Genomic DNA, 12,201 nt, shown 5'->3' with positions numbered 1-12,201 from the left:
ACCGGAGGGAACTTATGAATTTACCAAATAAGATTACGATTTCAAGGATATTGTTAATACCAATTTTCATTATTATTATGTACAACCCTTTCTCATGGGGAGACATGAATTTTATCGGTGTGACACTCCCTATTGCTCATTTTGTTGGCGCGCTCATTTTTATCTTCGCTTCTGTTACGGATTGGATTGATGGCTATGTAGCGAGAAAGTATCAATTAGTTACCAATTTAGGGAAATTTTTGGACCCTTTAGCAGATAAGTTATTAGTTTCAAGCGCATTAATTATCCTTGTAGAATTAGGGATGGCTCCCGCTTGGATTGTCATTATTATTATTAGTAGGGAATTTGCCATTACCGGTCTTCGCCTGATTTTAGCAGGTGGTGGTGAGGTAGTTGCGGCAAATATGTTAGGTAAGATTAAAACGTGGACTCAAATTATTGCTGTATCTGCGTTGTTGTTGCATAATACAATCTTCGCATTAATTTCATTTGACTTTGCGACATTTGCTTTATGGGTGAGCATGGTGTTTACTGTATGGTCTGGCGTTGATTACTTTATTAAAAACAAACATGCCTTTACCAATTCAAAATAATAGGAGAGTGGTCATCATGAATGCTGAAATTATTGCCGTTGGCTCTGAGTTGTTATTAGGACAAATCAACAATACGAACGCCAAATTTTTATCACAGCAGTTAGCTGACCTTGGTGTGAATGTTTTTTATCATACGGTCGTCGGAGATAATGCGGGCCGACTAGAGTCTGCTATAAAAATTGCTGAAAATAGAGCTGAACTCATTATCTTCACTGGTGGGCTCGGTCCGACAAAAGACGATTTAACAAAAGAAACCATTGCTAAACATTTGCAAACAGATCTCGTAATGGATGATACAGCACTCGCGTCTATTGAAGAATATTTTAAACGGACAAATCGTCCAATGACTGAAAATAATCGTAAGCAAGCCTTAGTGCTTTCTGGTGCAAAAGTACTTCCTAATGATTACGGTATGGCACCTGGTATGTTTTATCGGAAAGAAAATAAGCAATATATGCTGTTGCCTGGTCCACCAAAAGAAATGGAACCGATGTTTTTGAAGTACGGGTTTTCCGCAATTAAATCACAAGCAGTAGAAGAAGCAGTTATCTCGTCGCGTGTCCTTAGGTTCTTTGGCATTGGTGAAGCAATGCTAGAGGCGGAAATAGAAGATATACTTGATAACCAAACGAACCCGACGATTGCACCGTTAGCTGGAGATCATGAGGTCACCTTGAGGTTGACAGCCAAACATCATAATATTGATACGGCTATACAGCTTTTGGAAGAGAAAGAGAAAGAAATTATGGCAATAGTAGGAGAGTACTTTTACGGTTATGATGATACGTCTCTCTTTAATGAGCTCTCAAAAAAATTGCAAGAAAAGAATTTAACTCTGTCTGCTGCGGAGAGTTTAACTGGGGGGATGTTCCAAGAAACATTTACATCGTTTCCCGGAGCCGGTGGTCTATTAAATGGTGGCGTCGTTTGTTATACAAATGAAGTAAAAGCAAATGTACTACATGTAAAGCAAGAGACAATTAAAAATGATGGTGTAGTCAGTGCTACATGTGCAAAGGAACTTGCGGAAAATGTCGCCAAATTAATGGAAAGTGATATTGGTGTAAGCTTTACGGGTGTTGCGGGACCTGATGAATTAGAAGGCAACCCAGTCGGCACAGTATATATAGGGATTTATCACGATGGTGAAGTGAGGGCTGAGAAGCTCAACCTCGGTGGTTCTCGCACATCAATTAGAAAGAGATCATCTCTTTATGGCGCCTATTTTCTATTGAAGTCTTTGGCGTAGCGAGGTATTAAAATATTGAAGAAATCCGGACAATGATTAAACGTTGTTCGGATTTCGCACTTTTATTGAAGCAATAGATACATGTTGTGCCCCCCCTGGTCGCTATTTTAGCTAAAGAAATAGTCAGAGATTAAAAGAAATTTGAAGTTTATGCTAAGAAAGAGATTTGATAATTGGATTTATATTTAGCAAAACCATCATTTTTACGAAAAAACCTACTGACGAAAAAAACGAATGAATGTTCGACTTTTTTCTCGACAAAGTCATAAAAAAAAGCTATAGTATAAATATGAAATCGCAAGAACTGATGATAAATTTATCATAGATAATAGAAATTTAAAGGAGGAAATAGCATGAGTGATCGTCAAGCAGCCTTAGATATGGCGTTGAAACAAATAGAAAAGCAATTTGGTAAAGGCTCGATTATGAAGTTGGGAGAACAAGCAGAGCGTAAAATATCCACAATTCCAAGTGGGTCATTAGCATTAGATACTGCTTTAGGGGTAGGTGGATATCCGAGAGGACGTATCATTGAAATTTACGGTCCTGAAAGTTCTGGTAAAACAACGGTTGCCCTGCACGCCATTGCTGAAGTACAAGCAGCAGGTGGACAAGCAGCATTTATCGACGCAGAGCATGCACTTGACCCTGTATATGCTCAAAACCTTGGGGTTAATATTGATGAGCTTCTTTTATCACAACCAGATACAGGGGAACAAGCGCTTGAAATTGCTGAAGCTTTAGTTCGAAGTGGTGCCGTTGATATTTTAGTTATTGACTCTGTAGCTGCATTAGTACCAAAGGCAGAAATTGAAGGAGAAATGGGAGATTCTCACGTCGGCCTTCAAGCAAGATTAATGTCTCAGGCACTAAGGAAACTATCTGGTGCGATTAATAAATCCAAAACGATTGCGATTTTCATTAACCAAATTCGCGAAAAAGTAGGCGTTATGTTTGGTAACCCTGAAACAACGCCAGGTGGGCGTGCATTAAAGTTCTACTCAACGGTACGGTTAGAAGTGCGTAGAGCAGAAGCTTTAAAGCAAGGCAATGAGATTGTTGGTAATAAAACAAAAATTAAAGTTGTAAAGAATAAAGTGGCTCCTCCTTTTAGAGTAGCGGAAGTTGATATCATGTACGGTGAAGGTGTATCAAAAGAAGGGGAAATTATTGACCTCGGATCAGAAATTGATATAGTACAAAAAAGTGGTTCTTGGTACTCCTATAATGATGAACGATTAGGTCAAGGAAGAGAAAATGCAAAGCAATTCCTTAAAGAGAATACGGAAATTCGTTTGCAAATCCAAGAAAAAATCCGCGAGTACTATGGTTTAGATGTAGATAAATCTTCTAACAGCGATGATGGACAAGAAGAATTTGAACTAATCGATTAAGTGAGAAATAGGAGAGTTTAGGCGACTGCTGCTCTTGTTACTTTGAAAAGAGATATTCACAACTTATGATAAATATAGTTGAATATCTCTTTTTGTATAGACGAATTGTTTCGGAAAGAATCGTTAACTTCTTTGGCTCATGATTATACATAATAACAGGCATTATGGACTTATACTCTACCTTCAAGTACTTGACAATGAAATTCTGCGGCTTTACAATTAAAAATGTATAATTTACATTTTTTATATGTTAATTTGCATATTTGCTAAGGAAAGGTAGGAATTACCTTTCAGAAGATATTCTGTTGTTAACAATGGAGTAAGCTTCCAAATAACTGTATTATTTGCAAACAATAGGAAGAATGAAAGCGTTGAAAAGCTTAAGTGCAGTATATTGTTAAAGACGGTATACATGCCAACACTTTAAAAACGTAACAAAAAAGTTTATAGCAAGAGGAGGTGAAATGATGGAACTAGGTTATATCATCTCCATTTTGCTTGGCCTAATCGTTGCTGCTTTTGTTGGCTATTTCTTTCGAAAATCCGTTACGGAAGCAAAAATCGCTGGTGCCAGAGGAGCTGCTGATCAAATATTAGAAGATGCAAAACGTGAAGCAGAGGCTCTAAAGAAAGAGGCATTACTTGAAGCGAAGGATGAGAATCATAAGCTTCGCACAGAGGCGGAACGTGAAATTCGTGAACGTAGGAATGAACTGCAAAAACAAGAAAATCGTTTATTGCAAAAAGAAGAGAATCTAGACCGAAAAGATGAAACGCTAGATAAGCGTGAAGCGGTTTTGGAAAAAAGAGACGACTCTCTTGGCAAAAGACAACAGCATATTGAAGAGATGGAAAGCAAAGTGGACAAAATGGTACAGTCTCAGCAAACTGAACTGGAAAGAATCTCCGGGTTAACTCGTGAGGAAGCTAAATCCATCATTTTAGATCGTACTGAACAAGAGGTTGCACATGATATTGCCATCATGGTAAAAGAGAGTGAATCAAGAGCGAAGGAAGAAGCGGATAAGCGTGCGAAAGAAATCTTATCATTAGCGATTCAAAGATGTGCTGCGGACCATGTAGCTGAAACAACTGTGTCAGTTGTTAACTTACCGAACGACGAAATGAAGGGTCGAATTATCGGTCGTGAAGGTCGTAATATCCGTACACTTGAAACGCTGACAGGTATTGATTTGATTATCGATGATACGCCAGAAGCCGTTATTCTTTCAGGATTTGATCCTATCCGACGAGAAACTGCTCGTCTTGCACTTGATAAACTTGTACAGGATGGAAGAATTCATCCAGCTCGTATCGAGGAAATGGTGGACAAGGCCCGCCGAGAAGTGGATGAGCATATTCGAGAAATTGGAGAGCAAACGACATTCGAAGTTGGTGTCCATGGTTTACACCCTGACTTGATCAAAATATTAGGCCGCCTAAAATTCCGTACAAGCTACGGTCAAAATGTATTGAAACACTCGATGGAAGTAGCACAATTGTCCGGTATGCTTGCTGCGGAATTAGGTCAAGATGAGACATTAGCACGCCGTGCAGGATTATTACATGATGTAGGGAAAGCGATTGACCATGAAGTAGAAGGAAGCCATGTTGAAATTGGGGTTGAACTAGCGACTAAATATAAAGAACACCCAGTTGTCATTAACAGTATCGCTTCCCATCATGGTGATACGGAACCAACATCCATTATCGCTGTTCTTGTAGCTGCGGCTGACGCACTTTCTGCTGCAAGACCTGGGGCGAGAAGAGAAACGCTTGAGAATTATATTCGACGTTTAGAAAAGCTCGAAGAAATCTCAGAGTCATATGATGGTGTTGAAAAATCATTTGCTATTCAAGCGGGTCGTGAAATTCGTATTATGGTTAAACCGGAGCAAATTGATGATTTGGAAGCACATCGTCTTGCAAGAGATATAAGGAAGAAAATCGAAGAAGAACTCGATTATCCAGGTCATATAAAAGTAACGGTTATTAGGGAAACAAGAGCCGTAGAATATGCGAAATAAGAGCGATGCCTTTTAGGCATCGCCTTTCCTTTTTTTGAAGGATTAAACTCTTGAAGAGCTAACTATCTCCTCAGAGATTTGCGTATGTATAAACAGAAGTATATTTAGAAGGGAAAAGATTATGAGAATTTTATTTGTAGGGGACGTTGTTGGATCATTAGGTCGTGAAATGGTAGAGGAGTATTTACCGAAATTAAAGGAAAAGTATCGCCCGCAAATAACCATTATAAATGGCGAAAATGCAGCTGGTGGTAGAGGAATTACCGAAAAAATATACAGGGAATTTTTATCGGCTGGGGCCCAAGCAGTGACATTAGGTAATCACACATGGGATAATAAGGAGATATTTGATTTTATTGAAGAGGCAAAATATTTGGTTAGGCCTGCTAATTTCCCTGATAACAATCCAGGGAAGGGTTTAATTTATTTAAAATATAATAGTGAAGAAATAGCTGTTATCAATTTACAAGGTCGAACATTTATGCAACCAAGTGATTGTCCTTTTGAAAAAGCAGAGCAACTTATTGAAGAAGCAAAGCAAAGAACACCGGTTATTTTTGTCGATTTTCATGGTGAAACAACAAGTGAGAAACAAGCAATGGGCTGGTTTTTAGATGGTAAGGTTTCAGCAGTAATTGGCACTCATACACATGTGCAAACAGCAGATCAACGCATTCTACCAAATGGGACGGCATTTATGAGTGATGTAGGGATGACTGGACCATACGATGGCATTCTTGGTATGGAAAGAGAAGCTGTGTTAAAGCGGTTTATCACGAATATGCCCGTCCGTTTTGAAGTACCGAAAAGTGGAAGAGGTATATTGAGTGCCGTAATCATTGACATTGATATGAAAACAGGAAAAGCGAAGAAGATAGAAAGCGTTTTAATTAATGATGATCATCCATTTTATAGCTAAAAAAAACCTCCTCAATTTCTAATTTTTCTGGTCAAGCTGGAATATGTCTTTTTCATTATGAATATAGTAGCAGTGGAAACATTTATTGAAACCTGATGAACTCTTTAAAAAAGAGCATTCAGGAGGGGGAAAAATGAGGAGGAGCTAGGAATGGAAATATTAAAAGTTTCAGCAAAATCTAATCCTAATTCTGTAGCTGGTGCGCTTGCTGGTGTTCTACGTGAAAGAGGAGCAGCAGAAATCCAGGCAATTGGTGCGGGTGCATTGAATCAAGCGGTTAAAGCAGTAGCAATCGCAAGAGGATTTGTAGCGCCTAGCGGTGTAGACTTAGTATGTATTCCTGCGTTTACAGATATTTTGATAGATGGGGAAGAGAGAACAGCTATAAAACTAATCGTAGAACCTAGATAATGGCTGTCATTGTCCATCAAAAATGTAAAAGCTCATTTGATTATCAAATGGGTTTTTTCTCTTTGTAAGAAAAAACAATAGAGAATAGATGAAAGATTTTGTATATTTAAAGAATAAAGGAGGGAGAAAGTGAAGATATTTGATGGGCATTGTGATGTATTAGCAAAAATGTTTTTGGACCCTTCTATTGAGTTTCAGCATTCGCAGCTGCTACAGGCTAATCTTAATCGACTATTAGCCGGTGGTGTGAAAGTCCAATTGTTTGCTATTTATGTACCAGAGAAAATTCATCCAGAATTAAAGTTTAACGCAGCACTACAAATGGTTGATATTTTTTATGAAAAAATAGTTAAACCTCATCCTCAAGTGAAGGTAATTCAGTCAAATAAAGATCTTCAAGGATTACAGGAGAATGAACTAGGGGCTGTTTTAACTTTAGAAGGCTGTGATGCTATCTACAATGATGAAGTGAAATTGAAAACGCTGTTAAGATTAGGTGTACAGTCGGTCGGTTTAACATGGAATTACGGAAATTTTGTTGCCGATGGTGTATTAGAAGAGAGTGCAGGAGGGCTATCACGATTTGGCAAAAAGGTTGTAGAAGTATTAAATGAACGAGATATATTATGTGATGTTTCGCATATATCAGAAAAAGGCTTCTGGGATGTAATGGATATAGCTAAAAGACCGTTTGCCTCACATTCTAATTGTCTTCATTATTGTGCGCATCCAAGGAATTTAACCGACGACCAAATTCGCGCACTTATTAAGAAAGATGGTTTGATTGGATTGACTTTTGTGAGGGAATTCTTAAATGAGCCACATCGAGCGTCAATCAATGATGTATTAAAACATATTGATTATATCTGCTCTCTTGGTGGAGAAAACCACATTGGCCTTGGTTCAGACTTTGATGGCACTGAACCACCACTAAAAGGGCTTGAGCATGCAGGAGAGTATCAATATTTGATTGATACTTTATTACAGCATTTCTCACAGGAGGTTGTAGAAAAGATTACCTATCATAATTTCAAAAATGTGTTATTTAGCAGATAAATAGATTAATTTTTCTTAACTATCTAAAAAAATAAATAAATCTATCAATTATTTAATCTTAAAGGCTTGCATTTTTACATTGTTAGGTCTAGAATTGAAAGCGTTTAGTACGTTAAATGGTGAAATGGATGTATAAAAAGAGATTATACAAGTTTTTTACATATTTCTCGAATGTAATAAAAGGGGTGTAGGACATGGTGAAACAACTTTCGTGGAAGGTTGGCGGACAACAAGGCGAAGGAATTGAAAGCACTGGTGAAATATTTTCTATTGCATTGAATCGCCTTGGCTATTATTTATACGGATACCGTCATTTTTCTTCTCGTATTAAAGGTGGGCATACGAATAACAAAATTCGTGTGAGTACCTCTCAAACGCGGTCTGTTGCAGATGATTTAGACGTTCTTGTTGCGTTTGACCAAGAAACGATCGATGTCAATTATAAAGAGTTACATGATGGTGGTATCATCTTAGCAGATGCGAAATTTAATCCAGAGAAACCAGAAGATACAAACGCGCTACTTCTATCCGTTCCATTTACACAAATGGCGACAGATCTAGGAACATCACTTATGAAAAATATGGTCGCTGTAGGCTCAACTTGCGCCGTTTTAAATTTGGATGTCGAAGTTTTTAAAGAAGTAGTTGAAGAGATTTTTGCCCGCAAAGGACAAGCCGTTGTAGATAAAAATATGGAAGCAATAAAAGCTGGTTATGATACAACAGTTGAACAATTAGGTAAAACAGATGGCTTGATGCAGTTGGATGAAGCGGACGGTAAGAAAAGAATGTTCATGATCGGAAATGATGCCATTGCACTTGGTGCATTAGCCGCAGGAAGTCGATTTATGGCTGCTTACCCAATTACGCCAGCTTCGGAAATTATGGAGTATTTAATAAAAAAATTACCTGAACTTGGTGGTACTGTTATTCAGACGGAGGATGAGATTGCTGCTGCAACTATGGCGATTGGAGCCAACTATGCAGGAGTACGTGCTTTCACTGCCTCAGCCGGTCCAGGATTATCTTTAAAAATGGAATCAATTGGTCTAGCAGGTATTACAGAGACACCGTTAGTCATCGTTGATACTCAGCGTGGTGGTCCGTCAACAGGTCTACCAACAAAACAAGAACAGTCAGATTTAATGGCTATGATTTACGGAACACATGGAGAAATTCCAAAAATTGTTCTTGCACCAAGTACAGTACAGGAAGCGTTTTATGATACTGCTGAAGCATTTAATTTAGCTGAAGAATATCAATGTCCAGTTATTGTTTTATCAGATCTACAATTATCATTAGGTAAACAAACGGTAGAACCATTGAATTTTAATGAAGTAGAAATTCGTCGTGGGAAGCTACAAGACGATCTACCTGAAATAGATAGCAAAGAATATTTTAAACGTTATGAAGTGACGGAGGATGGCGTATCACCACGGGTAATCCCAGGGATGAAATATGGTATCCACCATGTTACAGGTGTGGAGCATGATCAATCTGGAAAACCATCGGAATCAGCAGCAAATCGTATTCAACAAATGGATAAACGGTTCCGTAAAATTGAAAATGTGAAATTTAATACACCAGTATATAAAAACGCCCCTCATGAAGAAGCAGATTTGTTATTAGTTGGTTTCATTTCAACAAGAGGTGCGATTGAAGAAGCGATTACTAGATTAGAAGCAGACGGTTTGAAGGTGAATCACGCACATATTCGTTTGATTCATCCATTCCCAACTGATGAGTTAATGCCGCTAGTAGCATCTGCTAAAAAGGTTGTGGTGGTTGAAAATAATGCCACTGGACAGTTAGCAAATATTATTAAAATGAATGTTGGATATGCGAATAAAATCATTAAATATAATAAGTACGACGGGAATCCTTTCTTGCCGCACGAAATCCATACAAAGTGCAAGGAGTTGTTCTAAATGGCTACATTTAAAGACTTTCGAAATAATGTAAAACCGAACTGGTGCCCAGGCTGTGGTGACTTCTCTGTTCAAGCTGCTATTCAACGCGCATCCGCAAATGTTGGTTTAGAACCTGAAGAATTAGCTGTAGTATCTGGAATTGGTTGTTCTGGGCGAATTTCAGGCTATATTAACTCATATGGATTTCACGGAATCCATGGACGTTCATTACCGATTGCTCAAGGTGTTAAAATGGCGAATAAGGACTTAACTGTTATTGCTTCTGGTGGTGACGGGGATGGCTTTGCTATCGGTATGGGGCATACGATTCATGCTATTCGCCGTAATATTAATATCACGTATATTGTGATGGATAACCAAATTTATGGCTTAACAAAAGGGCAAACATCACCGCGTTCATCTACTGGTTTTAAAACAAAATCAACACCTGAAGGTTCCATTGAACAAGCGATTTCACCAATGGAAATGGCTTTAACGGCAGGAGCTACTTTTGTTGCCCAAAGTTTTTCTACCGATTTGAAAGATTTAACTGCTCTCATTGAACAAGGAATTCAACATGATGGATTTTCACTTATTAATGTGTTTAGTCCTTGTGTCACTTATAACAAAATCAATACGTATGATTGGTTTAAAGCAAATTTAACTAAATTGAAAGATATCGAGGGATACGATTCTTCCAATAGAGAACAAGCAATGCAAACATTAATGAAACACGATGGTTTAGTAACAGGACTAATCTATCAAAACACTGAACGTAAGTCTTATCAGGAAATGCTTCACGGTTATTCTGAAACACCGTTAGCAAAGGCTGATTTAAACTTAGATCAAGCATACTTTGATAAACTAGTAGAAGAATTTATGTAAAATAAAAGACTTAAGAAAATCCAGTTTTGATTTTCTTAAGTCTTTTTTTCTTTATAGAATATGAGTATATTTTTTAATACTTTCCTACGAAAAAGAATAGGAAAGGTGCATTGCTATTGTGTTCAATAGAAATACGCTTTATACTATAGTAATGTGTATGGAAATAATGGATAGTAAACGCCTACAGTAACATAGAAAGGGGCATGTCGTAAATGAATGAAAAACAAAGATTAGAAACTCAACAAGTAAAGGTCGCAAATCCTGCGGACAAAAAATCCGAAAAGGATTACAGCAAGTATTTTGAACATGTGTATACAGCTCCATCTTTAAAGGATGCGAAGAAACGTGGAAAAGAAGATGTCAAATATCATAAGGATTTTGAAATACCGAGTGAATTTGCTGGATTAGGGGAAGGCCGAAAGTTCTATATTCGTACATATGGATGCCAGATGAATGAGCATGACACGGAAGTAATGGCAGGGATTTTTATGAATTTAGGCTATGAACCAACTGAATCCGTTGATGATGCCAATGTGATTCTTCTAAACACTTGTGCTATCCGTGAAAATGCGGAAAATAAAGTGTTTGGTGAACTCGGACATTTAAAACATTTAAAACAACAAAATCCTGACTTACTTATCGGTGTTTGTGGATGTATGTCTCAAGAAGAATCTGTTGTTAATAAAATTCTTAAAACATATAGCCAAGTAGATATGGTGTTCGGTACGCATAATATTCACCGTTTGCCAAATATTTTACAAGAAGCTTATATGTCTAAGGAAATGGTACTTGAAGTTTGGTCTAAAGAAGGCGATGTAATTGAAAATTTACCTAAAGTGAGAAGAGGTAATATTAAGGCTTGGGTAAATATTATGTATGGCTGTGATAAATTCTGTACGTATTGCATTGTTCCTTATACAAGAGGAAAAGAGAGAAGTCGCAGACCGGAAGATATCATTCAAGAAGTCCGTCAATTAGCGGCCAAAGGCTATCAAGAAATTACTTTATTAGGGCAAAATGTGAATGCATACGGTAAAGACTTTAATGATATGAAGTATGGTCTCGGGGATTTAATGGATGAAATTCATAAAATTGATATTCCTAGGGTCCGTTTTACAACTAGCCATCCACGTGACTTTGATGACCATCTCATTGAAGTGCTGGCAAAAGGCGGCAATCTTGTGGAACATATTCATTTACCAGTGCAATCCGGTTCGAATGATGTATTGAAAATTATGGCTAGAAAGTATACCCGAGAACAGTTCTTAGAGTTAGTAGGCAAAATAAAAGAAAACGTACCAGGTGCAACTTTTACAACAGATATTATTGTTGGTTATCCGAATGAAACAGAAGAACAGTTCGAGGAAACGATGTCGCTCTATCGTGAAGTAGGCTTTGAGGCGGCGTATACTTTTATCTATTCTCCTCGTGAAGGCACACCTGCTGCGAAAATGAAAGATAATGTACCAATGGAAGTGAAGAAAGAACGCTTACAAAGATTAAACGCACTAGTCAATGAAATATCTGCTGAATCTATGAAGAAATACCAAGGTGAAATAGTTGAAGTGTTAGTAGAAGGGGAAAGTAAAAATAACCCTGATACATTGGCCGGCTATACAAGAAAGAACAAGTTGGTAAACTTTAAAGGACCGAAGACAGCAATTGGAAAACTCGTCAAAGTGAAAGTGACGGATGCTAAAACTTGGTCACTTAATGGTGAGATGATTGAAGAAAAAGAAAATCTTGAGGTGAGCTAA

General features: G+C 37.7%; 10 protein-coding genes. All 10 read left to right on the top strand.

Features of this window, described 5'->3' with window-relative positions:
• The first annotated feature begins 14 nt into the window (after nucleotides 1-14).
• The 10 genes from pgsA (at nucleotide 15) to miaB (ending at nucleotide 12,201) form a co-directional block, all read left to right on the top strand.
• Nucleotides 15-593 (top strand): CDP-diacylglycerol--glycerol-3-phosphate 3-phosphatidyltransferase, encoded by a 579-nt coding sequence (pgsA, locus tag H9655_RS06405; protein WP_191812097.1) that lies wholly within the window; start codon nucleotides 15-17, stop codon nucleotides 591-593.
• 16 nt (nucleotides 594-609) lie between these two features.
• Nucleotides 610-1,842, top strand: a complete 1,233-nt coding sequence (locus H9655_RS06400; protein WP_191812095.1) for a competence/damage-inducible protein A — start codon at nucleotides 610-612, stop codon at nucleotides 1,840-1,842.
• 353 nt (nucleotides 1,843-2,195) lie between these two features.
• Nucleotides 2,196-3,236 (top strand): recombinase RecA, encoded by a 1,041-nt coding sequence (recA, locus tag H9655_RS06395; RefSeq protein ID WP_191812093.1) that lies wholly within the window; start codon nucleotides 2,196-2,198, stop codon nucleotides 3,234-3,236.
• A 467-nt stretch (nucleotides 3,237-3,703) separates the two neighbouring features.
• Nucleotides 3,704-5,263 (top strand): ribonuclease Y, encoded by a 1,560-nt coding sequence (gene rny, locus H9655_RS06390; protein ID WP_095369460.1) that lies wholly within the window; start codon nucleotides 3,704-3,706, stop codon nucleotides 5,261-5,263.
• Nucleotides 5,264-5,384: 121 nt separating this feature from the next.
• On the top strand, nucleotides 5,385-6,182 hold the full coding sequence (locus H9655_RS06385; RefSeq protein WP_191812091.1) for a TIGR00282 family metallophosphoesterase: 798 nt from the start codon (nucleotides 5,385-5,387) through the stop codon (nucleotides 6,180-6,182).
• A 150-nt stretch (nucleotides 6,183-6,332) separates the two neighbouring features.
• Nucleotides 6,333-6,593: a stage V sporulation protein SpoVS gene (spoVS, locus tag H9655_RS06380; RefSeq protein ID WP_095369458.1), complete on the top strand. Its 261-nt coding sequence runs from the start codon at nucleotides 6,333-6,335 to the stop codon at nucleotides 6,591-6,593.
• Nucleotides 6,594-6,722: 129 nt separating this feature from the next.
• A complete protein-coding gene (locus H9655_RS06375; RefSeq protein ID WP_191812089.1) occupies nucleotides 6,723-7,649 on the top strand; it encodes a dipeptidase in 927 nt (308 codons plus the stop codon).
• A 194-nt stretch (nucleotides 7,650-7,843) separates the two neighbouring features.
• Nucleotides 7,844-9,577, top strand: coding sequence for a 2-oxoacid:acceptor oxidoreductase subunit alpha (locus H9655_RS06370; protein ID WP_191812087.1), 1,734 nt, complete (start codon nucleotides 7,844-7,846; stop codon nucleotides 9,575-9,577).
• Complete coding sequence (locus H9655_RS06365; RefSeq protein ID WP_191812085.1) at nucleotides 9,578-10,444, top strand: 2-oxoacid:ferredoxin oxidoreductase subunit beta; 867 nt, start codon at nucleotides 9,578-9,580, stop codon at nucleotides 10,442-10,444.
• Between the two features lie 212 nt (nucleotides 10,445-10,656).
• Nucleotides 10,657-12,201, top strand: coding sequence for a tRNA (N6-isopentenyl adenosine(37)-C2)-methylthiotransferase MiaB (gene miaB / locus H9655_RS06360; RefSeq protein WP_191812083.1), 1,545 nt, complete (start codon nucleotides 10,657-10,659; stop codon nucleotides 12,199-12,201).

This window comes from Cytobacillus stercorigallinarum, from assembly GCF_014836495.1.
GTDB classification, from domain to species: Bacteria; Bacillota; Bacilli; order Bacillales; family Cytobacillaceae; genus Cytobacillus; species Cytobacillus stercorigallinarum.
The sequence above is the reverse complement of the archived record's forward strand: the minus strand, read 5'-3'. Positions and strand labels throughout refer to the sequence as shown.